The following is a 17154-nucleotide window of genomic DNA, read 5'->3' as shown; positions in this document are numbered from 1 at the left end:
TCCTTCAGGGAGCCTAGCGCGGTTTTGAGGGTTCCGCCGATATTACTTGCGGATTCCGCGCGTAAACGGCCCTTCCTTTGTAGGGTTGCCACAAAGGGCGGCGAATTGGCTCATTCCGCCGTCGCTGGCCGTCCCTCTGCTCTCACTCGGCACGGACGTCCGCCGGGTCAATGGCCCCGCCCGTCCAGAGCTCGGTGATTCCCACATTTGCCTGGCTGAGCAGCGCCCGGAGCGTGGAAATGGAAAGCCCGACGACGGTGTGGGGGTCGCCGTCGACCTTCCGGATGAATGCCCCGCCGTAGCCGTCGATCGTGAAGGAGCCGGCACACTGGAGCGGCTCGCCGGTGGCGATATAAGTCTCGATCTCATCGGCGCTCATGTCCATGAAGTGCACCTCGGCCGAGGACACCGAGCCCAGCGTGGCGCCGGAGCCCCGGGCGGTGATGTCCCCGCCGCCGTCGTCTGTGTTTCCGCCGTCGGTGTCGCGGCAGTCCACGAGCCAGTGCCCCGTGTGCAGGACGCCCATGCTGCCGCTCATACGGAGCATCCGCTCACGGGCGACGTCGGCCGTGTAGGGCTTGCCGTGGGCCTCGCCGTCGAACTCGAAGACCGAATCGCAGCCGATGACGAGGGCGCCGTCGGCCTCCGGCAGCGAGGCGACGGCCTCGGCCTTGGCCCGGGCGAGCAGGAGGGCGGTGTCATGCGGGTCCGTCACGCCGTAGCGGGCCTGGACGGCGTCCTCGTCCACGTCGGAGACAAGGACCTCGTGCCGGATCCCGGCGTGGCTGAGCAGCTTGGTGCGGGCGGGGGACTGGGAGGCAAGAATGAGGCGGGTCACGGATCCAGCCTAATCCACAGCGGCTCAGCAACGCGGAGTCACTTACGGCCCATCCGGAGGCCTCCAGGGGCGCCAGGTAGCGCCGTCTGTTAGCCCTCGGCCGGGGCGAAAGACTCTGGCTGCGGATACTTGCTCATGGTGTGGTTGCCTCGGGACACTACAGAGAATCGAGCAGCCCATGACCGGATGGCTAGTGGCAAGCGTTGGCAGCGTTGGGGACGGAACATATTTTGGCTGGGACGGCTTCACCATCCAGTCCGGAAACCTGATAGTGATCGTCGTGATGATCATCCTGTTTGTCCTGGCTCTGGTCCTGCCTTTTCCCGGCGGGAAGCGGCGGAAATGACCGCCCAGGCGACACCGGGGCCTGGCACTCCGGTCGAGGAACCTGACGCCCACACCTGGACGGGCAGAGCCCGCCGGTGGCTCCTTAAGAAGCTTCCTCCGGACAAGCTCTTGCCCGAGGACCAGCCGAGCTATGTGGCATCCTGGGCGTACGTCTTCGGCATGGGGGCGATCGCTTCACTGCTGTGGATCGTCATTTCGGGGATCGTGCTGGGACTGAACGGACCCCAGTGGTACCACGTTTCATCGCTGGGGCACTTCGTCAACAGCACCCATCTGTGGAGCGTGGAGCTCTTCTTCATCTTCATGGTGGTGCACCTGTGGCTGAAATTCTGGATGGCGGCCTGGCGCGGGGGCCGGGTCCTGACCTGGATCACCGGCGTGATCTCCTTTGTCGTTTCCATCGTGGCGGCCTTCACCGGATATCTGCTCCAGACGAACTTCGATTCCCAGTGGATTGCCTTCGAAGCCAAGGACGCGCTGAACGCGGTCGGAGTAGGCGCCTGGTTCAACGTCGCCAACGTCGGGCAGCTCTTCACCTGGCACATCACACTGCTGCCCCTGGCCGTGGGCGCCGTGGTGATCCTGCATGTCCTGCTGGTACGGGTCCACGGCGTTGTCCCTCCGCTTGAGGCCGCGGAGTCCGACGCCCAGCTGCTTCACAACCGCCCCGAGCCCGCGGAACCTCCGGAGCCCACCGCACCACCGGAGACCGCGGAATCCGGGGGCGCAGTGCGATGACCAGGAAAACCAACGGCATGTCTTGGCGGAAGACGGACGACGTTGCCAGCCGGCCCTGGACGGGCAGCGTCCGCGAATATGACCTCATCAAGGAACTGATCATCGGTGTTGTGGTGGTCGGGCTGCTCGTACTCGGCGTATCCGCCCTCTTCGGGTCCCCTGATGAGCCCAGCGTCAGCTTGAAAGCGTGGGCCACGGCCGCCCCGGCGGATTTCGTTGGCACCGCGGCAAAAGAACTGGCCGGTACCAGCGACTCTGCGGGGTACGGCCCGCCCTACAACTCGACTCCAGGTGCGTCGCAGACGATCGGCCCCGTGGACCTGCAAAGTCTCTCCGGCGTCCGCCTTCCCGTAGACACCGCCAATGACTTCGTGATCGTCCCGCTGGCGACGCTGCCGTCTCCGCCGGCAGACCTGGCACGTTGGATGGCGGCCACGGATCAGCAGCGCTCAGGCTGGGCAGCCGCCTATTCCGACGCCCTCGCCGCCGCGCCCGATAACGACCCCGCCAAGGTAGCCGACGGCGATTACGGCCCGGTCCCCGCGCTGACCGGCGCGTTGCTCGACATGGCGCGTCAAGGCAATTTGGACGGCGTGCTGCAGAACGGCGGAAACTTCTACAACACGGACTACACGCGCAGCCTCCTGTTCCTGGGGGACGGCAGCTACTTCCCGGGTCTCGCAGCAAGCCAACACCTCTCCGGGGATCAGTGGGGCGTGATGAACGAAACCGGCGATACGCCGGGGCAGTCCTGGTTGTGGCTCTTCTCGCTCCTTTACCAGGTGGAACCGTTCAAGTCCGCCCCGAATGCCGATGCGCTGGTTGTCGTCACAATGTTCGTGCTCACGGCATTGCTGACCCTGCTGCCGTTCATCCCCGGTCTGAGGTCGCTGCCGCGTTGGATCCCCCTTCACCGCTTGGTCTGGAAGGACTACTACCGCAATCGCTGAGTGACCCCGCGTTGCTCTAGCGGGCGGCGCATTACCGTCGTACCGCGCTGGCGAACGTCAGCGTGCTGCGACCTCTTCAGACTCGGCTTCGGGCTCGGCTTCGGGCTCGGCCTCAGTGGAGGCCGACGCGGCGTGTGCCGGCTGGTGGAGCTTGGCGCCCTCGACGTCGACGTCCGGCAGGATCCGGTCCAGCCAGCGGGGAAGCCACCAGGCCTTCTCGCCGAGCAGGTACATCACGGCGGGGACAATCGTCATGCGGACCACGAACGCGTCCACCAGCACGCCGAAAGCCATGGCGAAGCCCAACGGCCGGACCATGTTCAGGTGCGAGAAGATGAAGCCGGAGAACACGCTGACCATGATGATGGCGGCGGCGGTGACCACGGACGCGGCATGGCTAAAGCCGGTGCGGACCGCGTGCTTGGCCGATTCACCATGCATGAACGACTCGCGCATGCCCGAGGTAATGAAAACCTGATAGTCCATGGCCAGGCCGAACAGCACGCCGATCAGGATGATCGGTAGGAAGCTCAGCACGGCACCCGGATTCTCGACGCCGAATACGCCCCCCAGCCAGCCCCACTGGTAGACGGCGACGACGGCACCGAACGCGGCGGCGAGCGAGAGCAGGAAACCGCCGGTGGCCAGCAGCGGCACCCAGATAGAGCGGAACACGAGCAGCAGGAGGATCAGCGAGAGGCCCACCACGATTGCCAGGTACGGCGGCAGCGCGTCACCGAGCTTGGTGGACACGTCGACGTTGCCGGCGGTCTGCCCGGTGAGCCCGATGCTGACCCCGGTGGAGTCCTTGATCTGGGCCTTTTCGGCCCGGAGTTCGGAGACCACCTGGACCGTGCTCGCGCTGGCCGGACCCTCGTTCGGGATGACCTGGAATACGGCGGTGCGGCGGTCCTCGCTCAGGGCCAGGGGCACGGCGGCGGTGACGTTCTCGGTCTTGCGCAGGATGTCCGCGACGTCGAACTGCTTGGCCGTGGCGTCGGTTTCGCTGAGTCCTTCGGGGAGGTCGCCCACCACGATGATCGGGCCCGTCATGCCCTCGCCAAAGCTTCGCTTGGTCACGTCATAGGCCCTGAAGGCTGGCGAGGCGACCGGCTCGGAGCTGGCATCGGGCAGGGCAAGCCGCAGTTGGCTCGCCGGCAGCGCCACGATGCCCAACAGCAGGACGCCGGCCAGCAGGGTCAGGACCGGGTGCCGGGTGACGAGGCCACCCCAGCCGTGGGTGCTGCGGCGTTCGTCGCGGGCCCGGTCCTCGGTCTCGTGGCCCGGGGCGGCGTTGTGCTTCTCTGCCTTGGCCCAGGCTCGCTTGGAGATCAGTTTCCGGCCCACAAGGGAGAGGACGGCGGGCGTCAGGGTCAGGGCAACGACGACGGCGACGGCTACCGTCGCGGCGGCCGAGAGACCCATGACGGCCAGGAACGGAAGGCCGGGGACCACGAGGGCTGCGAGGGCGATGATGACAGTAAGGCCAGCGAAGAGCACAGCGTTGCCGGACGTGCCGGTGGCCAGCGCCACGGATTCCTCGGGGTCCATACCGCCGAGCAGCTGGCCGCGGTGGCGGTTGACGATGAACAGGGAGTAGTCGATCCCGACGGCAAGGCCGAGCATCAGCGCCAGCATCGGGGAGATGGAGCTCATATCCATGGCGCCGCTGAGGGCGAAGGTGCCGCCCACACCGACGGCGACGCCGACGATGGCCATCAGCAGCGGAAGTCCGGCAGCGATCAGGGTTCCGAGCATGATGATCAGGACCAGGGCTGCCACCGCGATGCCGAGAATTTCGGCGGTGCCGAAGATCTCGGAAATGTCCTCGCTGATCTCCTTGCTGGGCAGGGCGGTCACATTGGCGGCGGAAACCTCCTTGACGATGTTCTGGACTTCCTGCCGGACCTCAGGCTTGAGGCCGTTGATGGAAGTCTTGAACTGGATCTGCGCGATCGCGGCCTTGCCGTCCTCGGAGACGAAGCGCAGGCCCTTCGATGCCTCCAGCTGACGTGTGCCCAGGGCCAGCTTTGCCTGGCCGGCTTCCAGTTCCTTGGTGCCGGCGTCGAGCTTTGCCTGACCTTCGGCGAGGGCCGCCTTCTGCTGGCCGAGCTGCGCCTCGATGACGGCGGCCGGCATGCCGGCCGCCGTCATCTGCTGCTCGGCAGCGTCCAGCTTGGCCTTTCCTGCGGCCAACTCGGCCGCGGCCTGGTCCAGCCGGGCTTTGCCGGCAGCGGACTGCTCCTTGCCCGCGGCGAGGTCGGCGGCGGCCTTGTCCAGTTGCGCCTGGGTGGCAAACGGGTCAACTGTGCCCTGGACATCGGGTAGCGTCTTCAGCTTTGCCAGCGCAGCCGTGACCGCATCCTTTCCGGCCTGGCTGAACTGGGCATCGTTGGCTTCGAACACGACGCTCGCGGAGCCGCCGGAGGACGAGGGAAGCTCGCTCTTGAGCTTGTCCGCCATCTGCTGGGTTTCGGTGCCGGGAATCTGGAAGTTATTGGACAGGGTGCCGTGGAAGGCGGCTGCCGCACCACCGACGGCCACCATGATGGCGAGCCAGAGGGAGATGACGAGCCAGCGGTGACGGTAGGAGAACTTGCCGAGACGGTAAAGCAATAGGGCCATGTCAGTGCCGATCTGGGGAAGGGGTGGCGGGGGAGTGGGATGCGAAGCCGGAGCCCAGCAGGCCCATGGATTCGATCAGGAGCTGGCGCAGGACGGACAGGGAATCCGGGCTGAGGTCGCCGCCGCAACGGGCGAACCACACGTCCAGGGCTGCTTTGCCGCAGGAGATGACCGAACCGGCGAGGGCACGCAGATAGAGTTCGTCGATGTCGTGGCCGGCCGTCCGGGCAAAGCGTTCGCGGGCGGCCTCGATGATTTGTTCGGTGCAGTGGTCCCAGGCTTCCAGTTCGGAGCGGCTGAGCTGGGGATTGGTCTGGCCCAGGCTGTAGATCTCGGCTACCGGTGCAACCGTCATGGGATCGGCCAGTTCAACGAGGGCTGCCCGCGCCGAGTCCAGGATGGGTTCGTCGGCCGGACGCAGCCGGAACTGCTGGAGCGCCGTGTCCAGAAATCCGAATGTCACCGAGGCCAGCGCCGCCTCGGTGCTGCCGAAGTAGTTGAAGAAGGTGCGGCGGGATATCCCGGCGGCGTCGGCAATGTCCTCCACCGTGAAGTTTCCGGGGCCCCGCGACCGGAGCAGGTTTAGTGCGGCATCAGTGATGGCCTGCCGGGTGGCCGCCTTATTTAGTTCGCGGCGTGACGGGACGCCGGGTTCACCGGATGCGGCAGCCTGGCCGCCGGCAGAGGATGGTAGTGAAGACACGCCCTTACACTACGTGCATGTTTGCACTCTGAGCAAGTATTTTCAGGGCTTGAGGCTCAGGGTTTGAGTTCGCCGGCCGCGTCGCCGGAACCGGTCAGGTAGATCGACTGGCCCGTCGCTCCGGGCTCGTTGTGTGAGAGTGGAATGGCAAAGACGGCCGTGCCGTACGCGCAGATCTCCGTCCAGTTGGGCCCGATCGCTGACGTGTCGAAGCGCATGGCGACGATGGCGTTGGCGCCGCGCTGCTCGGCTTCGGAGACCATCCGGGCCATGACCTGCTGCCGGCTGTCGTAGAGGGCCCGGGTCATTTCCCGCACCTCGCCGCCGCCCAAGGAACGGAAGCCCGCCATGACCTGGGCGGTGACGTCCCGGGAGCGGACGGTCAGGCCCATGACTTCGCCGAAGACGGCGTCGATCCGGTGGCCCGGGATGTCATTCGATGTGACGATCAGCATGCCCAGAGCCTATCCATTTTTGGGGCCTGGGCGAGGGCAGCCATGCAGCGGGATTCACGTCTGCGCCAGGGCCGGGATCCGTTGCCGGATTCACAGCAGGATTCACAGGAACCTGAAAGCTGGGAGACAGCTATCTCTGCTCAGGCGGGTGCAGACTGGAAACGCTGGTGGTACCGACTTCCCAAGGAGAGCCGTCAGCAACAAAAAGCCGTCACCGCGCGGCAGATCCAGGAGACACACATGTCACGCACAACCAAAATCGCGCTCGGCCTTGGGGCCGCGGCGGTGGCACTCGGCGCCGGGCTCGGAGTCGCCGGGATGGCCTCTGCCACGACGACGCCGAGCCCCACCCCGTCCCCCAGCTCCAGCGCCCCGGGTGGCACCTTTTCCGACGGGCACGGCATGCACGGTGGGCGCCACGGCCATGGACCTGCGGGCGCCGGGCTCGGCACCCGTGTCAAGGACCTCGCCGCCAAACTCGGCGTTGACGAGGCCAAGGTCACCGACGCCCTGAAGGCCTTCCGCGACGCGAACAAGCCGACCACCCCGCCGGCCGAAGGACAGAAGCCGGACCGCGCCGCGATGGAGAAGGCATTGGCCGCATCCCTGGCGAAGTCCCTTGGCATCGATGAAGCCAAGGTCACGGCCGCCCTGGAGGAAATCCGGACCGCGGAGCAGGCCCAGCACGCCGCCGCGCTGAAGCCCCGGCTGGACCAAGCCGTCAAGGACGGCACCCTGACCCAGGCTGAAGCGGATGCCGTCACCAAGGCGGCGGAAAAGGGCGTGATCGGCGGGCGCTAAGGGCCAGCTCCCTCTGGCCCGTTCAACGGCAGAAACGGCGAAGTCCCCGGGAAATTCCGGGGACTTCGCCGTCGCACTTTTGCCTGTCCGACCGGACCGGCTAGGCCGTGGCGTCCGCCAGTTCGCGCTCCGCCGTCGGCCGCGCTGAGGCCGGATCAGCAGCCGGCGCGGCCACAAGGTCGGCGGAAGCGTCGGCGAGGTCGTCGCTGAACGGATCGCCGTTCCGCGGCGCGTTGTAGAGGGTCTCGTCCAGGATGCCCTGGCGCTTGGCCACGATTGCAGGGATCAGGGCCTGGCCGGCCACGTTGACGGCGGTGCGGCCCATGTCCAGGATCGGGTCGATCGCCAGCAGGAGCCCGACGCCGGCCAGCGGCAGTCCCAGCGTGGAAAGCGTCAGCGTCAGCATCACGACGGCGCCGGTGGTGCCGGCGGTCGCGGCCGAGCCGAGCACGGACACCAGCGCGATCAGCAGGTACTGGGTGAAATCAAGCTGGATGCCGAAGAACTGGGCCACGAAGATCGCAGCGACGGCGGGGTAGACCGCGGCGCAGCCGTCCATCTTGGTGGTCGCGCCCAGCGGCACCGCGAAGGAGGCATAGGCGCGCGGGACGCCCAGGCTCCGTTCGGCCACCCGCTGGGTCAGCGGCAGCGTGCCGATCGAGGAGCGGGAGACGAAGGCCAGCTGCACGGCGGGCCACACGCCGGAGAAGTACTGCTTGACGGACAGGCCGTGGCTGCGGATCAGGACGGGGTAGACCACGAACAGCACGAGCGCCAGGCCGATGTAGATTGCCACCGTGAACTTGCCGAGCGAGCCGATGGTGTCCCAGCCGTAGACGGCCACGGCGTTGCCGATCAGGCCGACGGTGCCGATCGGCGCGATCCGGATGATCCACCAGAGGACCTTCTGGATGACGGCGAGGGCGGAGGCATTGAGGTTCAGGAACGGATCGGCGGCCTTCCCCACCTTGAGTGCGGCGATTCCGACGGCGATCGCGATCACGAGGATCTGGAGCACGTTGAAACTGACCGCGATGGTGGCCACGCCGTCAGTGACGGTGGTGGTCGCGCCCAGGCCCAGGAAGTTCTTGGGGAAGAGCCCGGAGAGGAAGGCCCACCAGTCGCCTGACTTGCCGGCGTACTTGGCTTCCTGGTTGATGCCGGTGCCGGCCCCGGGCTGCAGCAGCACGCCGAGTCCGATCCCGATCAGCACGGCGATCAGCGAGGTGATGGCGAACCAGAGCAGCGTGTTCCAGGCGAGCCGGGCAGCGTTGGAGACCGCGCGCAGGTTGGAAATGGAGCTGACGACGGCGGTGAAGATGAGGGGAACGACGGCGGTCTGCAGCAGCGAGACGTAGCTCGAACCGATGGTCTGCAGGGTGGTGCCGAGGGCATTGGGGTTCGCCTTGGTGCTGCCCGTGTACTTGGCGAGAAGGCCAAGGCCGAGGCCCACGATCAGCGCGGCGATGATCTGGAAACCGAACGAGCCGGCCCATTTGGGTAGCTGGAACCCGGTCTTTCCAGCGGGTGCGGGGGTGCTTGTCTGAATGCTCACCGGAACACGCTAGGACCAGCGCCGATAGCACGGCGAAAGGATGTTGAGAAATATTACGCGGCAAGTTGTTAGGTCCGGTCGCGCAATCCCAGGAAATACGCCGGAAGACTACCCGATTGTGAAGTTATTCCAACCTCCGGTGTGGCCTTTATCTCCCCTGGGGGACGGTGGGGTGTTCGAGCGAGCACGCCTGGGCCCACGCCATCTCCCTGGCCGGGCTTGCGAGGCTAGGGAGATGGCGGGAGGATGGCTGCTCCCGGGAACCGCCCTACCCCAGCAGCGCGCGCTTGAGGGTGTCGAGGCCCACCGAGCCGATGTTCAGGGCCTTGGTGTGGAACGCCTTGAGGTCGAAGCCGGGGCGGGATTCAAGCTCGGCCCGGATCTGCTCCCACAGCCGCTGGCCCACCTTGTAGGAGGGTGCCTGTCCCGGCCAGCCGAGGTAGCGGGTGAACTCGAACTTCAGCTGCCCCTCGCTGATCGGCAGGTTGGCGCGGAGGAAGTCAAAGCCGTTCTCCGGGGTCCAGGTGCCCGACCCCCAACGCTCGGGCACCTCCAACTCCAGGTGCACTCCGATGTCGAACACCACGCGGGCGGCCCGCATGCGCTGCATGTCGAGCATGCCCATGTGGTCGCCCGGATCCTTCAGGTAGCCCAGTTCCTGCATGAGCTTCTCGGCATAGAGGGCCCAGCCTTCGCCGTGGCCCGAGGTCCAGCACACGCTCCGGCGCCACTTGTTCAGCAGCTCGCGGCGGTAGGTGGCGGTGGCGACCTGCAGATGGTGGCCGGGCACTCCCTCGTGGTAGACGGTGGTGGTTTCGGCCCAGGTAGTGAAGGTGTCCTCACCGGCAGGCACGGACCACCACATCCGGCCCGGACGGCTGAAGTCCTCCGAGGGGCCGGTGTAGTAGATGCCGCCTTCATCGGTGGGGGCGATCTTGCACTCCAGCGTCTTCATGACGTCCGGGATCTCGAAGTGGACGCCGGCGAGCTCCGCCACGGCCTTGTCGGAGAGTTCCTGCATCCAGGCCTGGAGGGCGTCGGTGCCCTTGAGCTGGCGGGCGGGATCGTTGTTCAGGATCTCCTTGGCTTCCTCGATCGTGGCGCCGGGCCGGATTTCCCCGGCCACCCGTTCCTGTTCGGCGATCAGGCGGTCCAGTTCCTGCACGCCCCACGCGTAGGTTTCCTCCAGATCCACGGTCGCGCCGAGGAAGGACCGTGAGGCCAGCGCATAGCGGCTGCGCCCGACGGCGTCCTTGGCCGGGGCGACGGGCAGGAGTTCGGACTCGAGGAATCCCGCTAGCCGGGCGTAGGCCACCCGGGCGGCCGCCGTGCCGGCGTCGAGCTTGGACTGCAGTTCCGGCGGGAGCGGGCCGTCCGCAGTCGTGGCGCCGGCCGTGAGGTTCGCGAAGAAACCGTCGTCGGCTGCGTGTTTGGTGGCCTGCTCGATCACGATCGATACCTGGCGGGCTGCGGCCACCTTGCCGTCCTGCATCGCCGAGCGCAACGATTCGATGTAGCCGTCGATCGCGGCGGGGACGTTGTGGGCCCGGCCGGCGATGTGGTCCCACTGATCGGCCGTGTCCGTCGGCATGAGGTCGAAGATCGCGCGGATGTCCTGCGACGGCGAGGCGATGTTGTTCAGGTCGGCCGCGTCCCAGCCCGATTCGTGGATTTCCAGCTGCAGGCCCAGCCGCTCCCGCATGGCGTCGAGGGTGACGGCGTCGACGTCGTCCACCGGCTCCAGACCGTCCAGCGCCGCGAGTGCCTCGCGCGCCGCGGCCGCGAATTCCTCGTGTCCGGCGGGGGAGAAGTCCGGGTATTCGGTCTCGTGCCCGGGCAGGCCGAGCTCGGTGGCGAAGCTCGGGTTAAGCCGGATGAGGGTGTCCGTGTAGGCGTCCGCGACGGCGTCAATAGCTGTCTGCTGGCGCGCGGGGGCCGAGTTGTCTGAGGCTATGGTTTCGGTAGTCACCCGACGAGACTAGCCCGGCCGTCGCGGTTATGAAAGACTCGCTGAACTTTTTTCGGTGGCGGCCCAGCCGGGCCGCTTGGCCGGACGGCTAGCCGAGGCTGCGGCGCCAGGCGTCCGGACCCGGCTTGGGTGCGAGCCGCAGCTGCTGCCGGCGGACCCAGTGCCGGACGCCGGGAGCTTCCGGTGCCGCCTGCGGGGCCTGCCCCATGGACAGCACGACGGCGGTCAGCGCCGCCAGCTCCTCCGGCGTCGGCTCGCCCTTGACGACGGAAAGCAGTGCCGGCGACGCATCGCTGCCCGGCTGCTCAGCCGGTTCCAGCGGTTCAGCGGGTTCGTGCACGGGGGTCACAGCGGGATGTTCCCGTGCTTCTTGGCGGGCAGGGCGGCCCGTTTGTCCCGGAGGGCGCGCAGCCCCTTGATGATCTGCACCCGGGTCTCGGACGGGGCAATGACCGAGTCCACGTAGCCCAGCTGGGCCGCCTGGTAGGGGTTGAGCAGCTCTTCCTCGTACTGGCGGATCACCTCGGCACGCTTGGCCTCGACGTCGCCGCCGGCCTCGGCCACCGCGGCGAGTTCACGGCGGTACAGGATGTTGACCGCGCCCTGGGCGCCCATGACGCCGATCTGGGCGGTGGGCCAGGCGAGGTTGAGGTCCGCGCCGAGCTTCTTGGAGCCCATCACGATGTAGGCCCCGCCGTAGGCCTTGCGGGTGATGACGGTCAGCTTGGGCACGGTGGCTTCGGCGTAGGCGTAGAGCAGCTTCGCGCCGCGACGGATGATGCCCTGGAACTCCTGGTCCTTGCCCGGCAGGAAGCCCGGGACGTCCACCAGGGTGATGATGGGGATGTTGAAGGCGTCGCAGTGCCGGACGAAGCGGGCGGCCTTTTCCGACGCGGCGATATCCAGGGTGCCGGCGAACTGCATGGGCTGGTTGGCAACGATGCCGACCGTGTGGCCCTCCACACGGCCGTAGCCGATGATCACGTTCGGGGCGTAGAGGGACTGCATCTCCAGGAAGTGGGCGTCGTCCACGATCTGCTCGATGACCTTGCGCATGTCGTAGGGCTGGTTGGCCGAGTCTGGGATCAGGGTATCGAGGGCGAGGTCGTCGTCGTCGATCTCCAGCTCCTGCTGGTGGTCGAGCACCGGGGCCTCGGCGAGGTTGTTGGAGGGCAGGAAGTCCAGCAGTTCACGGACGAACTCCACAGCGTCGGCCTCGTCGGAGGCCAGGTAGGTCGACGTGCCGGTGTTGGCGTTGTGCTGGCGCGCGCCGCCCAGGGTCTCCATGTCCACGTCTTCACCCGTGACCGTCTTGATGACGTCCGGGCCGGTGATGAACATGTGCGAGGTCTTGTCCACCATGACCACGTAGTCGGTCAGGGCGGGGGAGTAGGCCGCACCGCCGGCCGAGGGGCCCATGATGAGGGAGATCTGCGGGACCACTCCGGAGGCGTGGACGTTGTTGCGGAAGATGTCCGCGAACATCGCCAGGGAGGCGACGCCCTCCTGGATGCGGGCACCGCCGCCGTCGAGGATGCCGACCACCGGGCAGCCGTTGCGCAGTGCAAATTCCTGGACCTTGACGATCTTCTCGCCGTTGACCTGGCTCAGCGAGCCGCCGTAGACGGAGAAGTCCTGGCTGTAGACGGCCACCGGGCGGCCGTCCACGGTGCCGTAGCCGGAGACGAGGCCGTCACCCAGCGGCTTCTTCTTCTCCATGCCGAACGCGGTGGAGCGGTGCACGGCCAACGCGTCGAACTCGACGAACGAGCCGGCATCCAGCAGGAGGTCGATGCGCTCGCGGGCGGTTTTCTTGCCGCGTGCGTGCTGCTTGACTACTGCCTCCGGGCCGGAGGGCTGCTCGGCACGGGCCTGGCGGTCGCGGAAATCTGCAAGCTTTCCCGCAGTCGTGGTCAGATCGTGGCTCATCAAGTGTCTCCGGCTCTGTTGCTAGGTTGTTCGGTGCCCGGCCCGCTGGCTCCTTTGGCTGGAATCCACAAAAGCAGGGCTCTGCTGGCAAGTCTAGTGACGGTATTGGCCGGTGCCGCTGTAGGGAACCTACAATTTTCGCGCCGCAACGCTCCCGCGTCTCCTTGTTACCGGCCAGTAACATTGGTCGGCTAGAGTGGGCTCATGACTTCAAGCAATGATGCTTCGGGCGCCGCTGCAGGGCCGTACCAGGCCGCCGGTTCCCTTCAGGACCGCACCATCCTCATCTCCGGGGGCAGTCGCGGCATCGGGCTGGCCATCGCGCTCCGCGCGGCCCGGGACGGCGCCAACATCGTCCTGATGGCCAAGACCGGACAGCCCCACGCCAAGCTGGAGGGCACCGTCTACACCGCCGCCGAACAGATCGAGGCCGCCGGCGGTCGGGCGTTGCCGCTGGTGGGCGATGTCCGCAACGACGCCGACGTCGCCGGCGCGGTTGCCGCCGCCGTCGAACGCTTCGGCGGGATCGACATCGTGATCAACAACGCCTCGGCGATCGACCTGTCCAAGACCGACGCCCTGGACATGAAGCGCTACGACCTTATGCAGGACATCAACGTCCGCGGCACCTTCCTCATGAGCAAGCTGGCTCTGCCCGCGCTGCGCGAGTCAGAGGCCGGGCAGATCCTGACGCTCTCGCCGCCGCTGAACCTGGATCCCAAATGGGCCGGGATGCATTTGGCCTACACCATGGCCAAATACGGCATGAGCCTAACCACTCTGGGCCTGGCCGAGGAACTCAAGGTGGACGGCATCAGCGTCAACTCGCTCTGGCCCTGCACCTTGATCGACACCGCCGCGATCCGCAACATGCCCGGCGGCGACATGATCGTCAAAGGCGCCCGCGGCCCGGAGATCATGGCCGACGCGGCCCACGCCGTGCTGACTGCCAGCAACGCGATACCGGAATCCGGCAGCTGGAGCGGCAACTTCTACACCGACGAGCAGGTTCTCGCGGCGGCCGGCGTGACCGACTTCAGCCCCTACAGCCTCGGCGCGCCAGAGGGCAGGCTGGTCTCGGACATCTTCCTCTGAGCTTGCTGAGTGTTTTCGGCGGCATCCCCCGCGGAAATTTCCCTCGTTTGCGGACCCGACGCCGGGAATCTCCGGCGTGTCGGGCCGACACGCCGCGCGCGCCGGCCAAAGGTGGGGAGTACCAGCGGAGGTGCGTGAGTGAACGTGGCCGGAGCCGGGGCGCGCTTTCCTCGGTAGGATTCAAGGATGGAAGCCGTGCAGGAAACCCCGGACCGTCCGCCGCTGGACCTCAACGCCCTCAGCGATGAGGCTTTCCTGTCCGCCAACGGGATTCCGCGCCTGACCGTGGTGGAGACCACCGGCTCCACCAACGCCGATCTCCTCCGCGGCGTGACCGAGGATCCCGGCGCCTGGCCGGACCTGTCGGTGCTCACCGCCGAATACCAGACCGCTGCGCGCGGCCGGCTCGACCGGCACTGGGAGGCCCCGGCCCGTAGCTCCGTCTCCGTCTCGCTCGTGCTGCGTCCGGTCAACGCGACCGGCCGGCCGCTGCCGACCCACAGCTACTCGTGGCTCTCCCTGCTCGCCGCCCTTGCCCTGCGGGAAACCCTGACGGAAACCGCCGGCATTCCGGCGGAACTCAAGTGGCCCAACGACGTCCTGGTGCGCGGCAAGAAGATCGCCGGAATCCTGGCCCAGCTTGGCCCGCTCGGCGGCGTCGGCACGCCGCCGGTCATCCTCGGCACCGGTCTGAATGTCACCCTCACGGAGCCGGAACTCCCGGTGCCCACCGCCACGTCCGTGCTGCTGGAGAACCCGGACACGGTGGACCGGACAGAACTCCTGAAGAGCTACCTGTCCCGCTTCGCCACCTTGTACCGCAGCTTCTGCAACGCCGACGGCGACCCCGCCGCCGGGATGGCCGGCGGCCCTTCGTTGCACAAGAGGGTGGAACACCTGCTGACGACCCTCGGCAAGCAGGTCCGCGCCCAGCTGCCCGGCGACCACGAGATCATCGGCCACGCCACGCGCCTGGACGAATACGGTTCGCTCCTGGTGGTTGACGCGACGGGCCATGAACATGTGGTGACCGCCGGGGACGTCGTGCACTTGAGGCCGTGGAACCCGGCGGCAGCAGACGGAAAGGGTGGAGGCGGCCGCGGCGGAGCAGAAAGCGGTTATGCGTAAAGTGCTCCTGCCGGGTGAGCAAGTGATTGTTGTAACCCGGCCCCAGCCCAGGATGCTGATTGTCCCGGCGCTGTTGTTCATTGTGGTGCCGGCACTGGCCGCGTACGCCTGCGCCTGGGTCGTCAAGGGCGGCCCGGCGAAGCTTGTGCCCCTCATCCCCCAGGAATGGACGCCCTGGCTGATCGCCGTGTGCCTGGGGCTGGCGGCGTGGGTCCTGCTCGGTTATTGCCTCCCGCGGGTCATCACATGGCAGGCCACGCGCTACATCCTGACCAGCCAGCGCTTAGTTACCCGCTACGGCATGTTACGGCGGCGCGATCAGCAGATCCCGCTCGCCGCAGTCCGCCATGTGGCCATTGAGCAATCGTTGTTGCAGCGCCTATTGCGCTCCGGGAATATATCCTTGGAGACCGGGTACCCCTTGGGAACCAAGGTTCCCGACGTTCCAGAGGTCGCGACATTCCGAAACTTCATTCTTGACGCCATCGGCGATCTCCCCAGGGGCGACGCCTTCGGGGCCGAGGGCACGACGAACAACCCGGGCGAGGACTTGCCGTGGGAGATGAGAGAAGGTGGAAGAGATGAACGCTGAGAACGTCCACCAGGACACCGAACTCGCCGCCCCGGATTTGCCCCGGGAACCCGAAGACGTCATCTCGGAGCCGGCAGCCGTCACCCCGGCGTCAACGCCTGAGGCCACCCACGACGGCGGCTCCGGACCCGGTGCCGCCGGCATCGACGACGCTCCCGCCGTCGTAGAGCCCGCCGACGCCAGCGCGCACGTTGACCCGGCCGCCGAACCGGCCGCGGCCGATGCCGCTGAACCCGTCGCTCCGCCCACCGGAACCATGTCCGCCGAACGGCTCGCCGCCAAGGCCCTCGAAGCCCGTCTGCTGGGCGGCGAACGCAAGCTCAAACGCCGTGAAGTCGCCGCCGGTGCCGGGCTCTCGCTGCTGTCCGCCCGGAAACTCTGGCGCGCCCTCGGCTTTCCCAACCTCGGTGATGAAGACGTCGCGTTCACCGAACGCGACCAGTCCGCCCTGTCCACGATCGTGGACCTGGTGCGTGCCGGCAAGCTCACGGAGGAAGCCGCCATTTCCATCACGCGGGCCATCGGCCAGATGACGGACCGGATGGTGGTGTGGCAGATCGAGGCCCTCGTCGAGGACATGGTCCAGAAGCAGGGAGTGCCGGATGCCGTGGCCCGCAAGCGCCTTGTCAGCGAGCTGCCGAACCTCATTGACGCCCTTGAGGAGATGCTCGTCTACTCCTGGCGCCGCCAGCTCAACGCCGGCGTCCAGCGCCTGGCCGTCCGGGCCGAAGCCGGGCTGCAGTCCAGCGAAGAGGGCCGCGAAGGCGACGAGGACGACGCGCCGCTGCCCCTGGCGCGGGCGGTAGGCTTCGCGGACCTGGTGTCCTACACCAGCCTGTCCCGGCGGATGAATGAGAAGACGCTCGCCCAGCTGGTGCAGCGCTTCGAGAACAAATGCGCCGAGATCATCTCCGTCGGCGGCGGCCGGCTGGTCAAGACGGTGGGCGACGAAGTCCTCTACATCGCCGAAACACCAGCGGCCGGCGCCGAGATTTCGCTGGCCCTGTCCCGGGCCTTCACGGAGGACGAGATCCTGCCGCAGGCGCGCGTGGCGATGGTCTGGGGCCGAATCCTGTCCCGTCTGGGGGACATCTACGGACCCACCGTCAACCTCGCCGCCCGCCTGACCGCCCTCGCAGATCCCGGCACCGTGCTGGTGGATTCCATGACCGCGGCCGCCCTGGACGACGACGAACGCTTCGTCCTGGTGCCCCGCCCGGCCGAGGACGTCCGCGGCTTCGGCGAAATCCACCCGGTGCAGCTGCAGCCCGGCAGCGGCCGCGGCCTCGTCCTGGACTGAACGCAGGACTAAGCGCAGCGCTAATCACCCGCCACGCGCAGGACTAAGGGCACGGGCTTCTCAGTTGTGCGGCGCATATGCAATAGTCGGACCGGCAGCTGCCACCCGGCCGGGTGTGTGACCGCCGC

At 67.2% G+C, this 17154-nt stretch carries 16 protein-coding genes; 8 read left to right on the top strand and 8 right to left on the bottom strand.

Annotation, left to right across the window (positions count from 1 at the left end; all coding sequences use genetic code 11):
• Nucleotides 1-142 precede the first annotated feature (142 nt).
• Entirely contained in the window at nt 143-838 is a 696-nt protein-coding gene (locus ACVWZ7_RS05125) for a Maf family protein (RefSeq protein WP_456507169.1), read from the bottom strand.
• Nucleotides 839-1016: 178 nt separating this feature from the next.
• On the opposite strand from ACVWZ7_RS05125, the gene ACVWZ7_RS05120 reads away from it, so the two are divergent.
• The 3 genes from ACVWZ7_RS05120 to ACVWZ7_RS05110 are packed head-to-tail and all read left to right on the top strand — an operon-like array spanning nt 1017 to nt 2874.
• Nucleotides 1017-1184, top strand: coding sequence for a hypothetical protein (locus ACVWZ7_RS05120; protein WP_456507168.1), 168 nt, complete (start codon nt 1017-1019; stop codon nt 1182-1184).
• On the top strand, nt 1181-1924 hold the full coding sequence (locus ACVWZ7_RS05115) for a cytochrome b N-terminal domain-containing protein (RefSeq protein WP_456507167.1): 744 nt from the start codon (nt 1181-1183) through the stop codon (nt 1922-1924). Before ACVWZ7_RS05120 ends, ACVWZ7_RS05115 begins: the two co-directional genes overlap by 4 nt.
• Nucleotides 1925-1941: 17 nt before the next feature.
• Nucleotides 1942-2874: a hypothetical protein gene (locus ACVWZ7_RS05110; RefSeq protein ID WP_344364020.1), complete on the top strand. Its 933-nt coding sequence runs from the start codon at nt 1942-1944 to the stop codon at nt 2872-2874.
• Nucleotides 2875-2931: 57 nt separating this feature from the next.
• Here the strand turns inward: ACVWZ7_RS05110 and ACVWZ7_RS05105 are convergent, their stop codons facing one another.
• The 3 genes from ACVWZ7_RS05105 to ACVWZ7_RS05095 are packed head-to-tail and all read right to left on the bottom strand — an operon-like array spanning nt 2932 to nt 6657.
• Nucleotides 2932-5499, bottom strand: a complete 2568-nt coding sequence (locus tag ACVWZ7_RS05105) for an MMPL family transporter (RefSeq protein WP_456507166.1) — start codon at nt 5497-5499, stop codon at nt 2932-2934.
• Nucleotide 5500: 1 nt separating this feature from the next.
• Nucleotides 5501-6202: a TetR/AcrR family transcriptional regulator gene (locus ACVWZ7_RS05100; protein WP_344364014.1), complete on the bottom strand. Its 702-nt coding sequence runs from the start codon at nt 6200-6202 to the stop codon at nt 5501-5503.
• A 56-nt stretch (nt 6203-6258) separates the two neighbouring features.
• Nucleotides 6259-6657: a YbjQ family protein gene (locus tag ACVWZ7_RS05095; protein ID WP_116766095.1), complete on the bottom strand. Its 399-nt coding sequence runs from the start codon at nt 6655-6657 to the stop codon at nt 6259-6261.
• Between the two features lie 240 nt (nt 6658-6897).
• Between ACVWZ7_RS05095 and ACVWZ7_RS05090 the strand changes: the two genes are divergently transcribed.
• Nucleotides 6898-7458, top strand: a complete 561-nt coding sequence (locus tag ACVWZ7_RS05090; RefSeq protein WP_456507165.1) for a hypothetical protein — start codon at nt 6898-6900, stop codon at nt 7456-7458.
• A 100-nt stretch (nt 7459-7558) separates the two neighbouring features.
• Here the strand turns inward: ACVWZ7_RS05090 and ACVWZ7_RS05085 are convergent, their stop codons facing one another.
• The 4 genes from ACVWZ7_RS05085 to ACVWZ7_RS05070 all read right to left on the bottom strand — a co-directional run bounded on the left by ACVWZ7_RS05085 (nt 7559) and on the right by ACVWZ7_RS05070 (nt 12911).
• The gene (locus tag ACVWZ7_RS05085; RefSeq protein ID WP_456507164.1) at nt 7559-9013 is read right to left on the bottom strand and encodes a dicarboxylate/amino acid:cation symporter; all 1455 of its coding nucleotides are present in this window, start codon (nt 9011-9013) and stop codon (nt 7559-7561) included.
• Between the two features lie 268 nt (nt 9014-9281).
• Nucleotides 9282-10982 carry a DUF885 domain-containing protein gene (locus tag ACVWZ7_RS05080; protein ID WP_425547155.1) on the bottom strand — a complete coding sequence of 567 codons (1701 nt, stop codon included), beginning with the start codon at nt 10980-10982 and terminating at the stop codon, nt 9282-9284.
• Between the two features lie 88 nt (nt 10983-11070).
• The gene (locus ACVWZ7_RS05075; RefSeq protein WP_175460409.1) at nt 11071-11322 is read right to left on the bottom strand and encodes an acyl-CoA carboxylase subunit epsilon; all 252 of its coding nucleotides are present in this window, start codon (nt 11320-11322) and stop codon (nt 11071-11073) included.
• 5 nt (nt 11323-11327) lie between these two features.
• Nucleotides 11328-12911: an acyl-CoA carboxylase subunit beta gene (locus ACVWZ7_RS05070; RefSeq protein ID WP_344364005.1), complete on the bottom strand. Its 1584-nt coding sequence runs from the start codon at nt 12909-12911 to the stop codon at nt 11328-11330.
• A gap of 204 nt (nt 12912-13115) precedes the next feature.
• On the opposite strand from ACVWZ7_RS05070, the gene ACVWZ7_RS05065 reads away from it, so the two are divergent.
• From ACVWZ7_RS05065 to ACVWZ7_RS05050, 4 genes are all read left to right on the top strand, one after another.
• Nucleotides 13116-14006 carry an SDR family oxidoreductase gene (locus ACVWZ7_RS05065; RefSeq protein ID WP_456507163.1) on the top strand — a complete coding sequence of 297 codons (891 nt, stop codon included), beginning with the start codon at nt 13116-13118 and terminating at the stop codon, nt 14004-14006.
• A 186-nt stretch (nt 14007-14192) separates the two neighbouring features.
• On the top strand, nt 14193-15134 hold the full coding sequence (locus ACVWZ7_RS05060; protein WP_456507162.1) for a biotin--[acetyl-CoA-carboxylase] ligase: 942 nt from the start codon (nt 14193-14195) through the stop codon (nt 15132-15134).
• A complete protein-coding gene (locus ACVWZ7_RS05055) occupies nt 15127-15726 on the top strand; it encodes a PH domain-containing protein (protein WP_116766133.1) in 600 nt (199 codons plus the stop codon). The genes ACVWZ7_RS05060 and ACVWZ7_RS05055 overlap by 8 nt, the downstream gene beginning before the upstream one ends.
• Entirely contained in the window at nt 15716-17026 is a 1311-nt protein-coding gene (locus ACVWZ7_RS05050; protein WP_456507161.1) for an adenylate/guanylate cyclase domain-containing protein, read from the top strand. The genes ACVWZ7_RS05055 and ACVWZ7_RS05050 overlap by 11 nt, the downstream gene beginning before the upstream one ends.
• Nucleotides 17027-17154: the final 128 nt, after the last annotated feature.

The sequence above is a fragment of the Arthrobacter sp. TE12232 genome (assembly GCF_054062615.1).
This window is presented reverse-complemented; position numbering and strand designations above follow the sequence as displayed.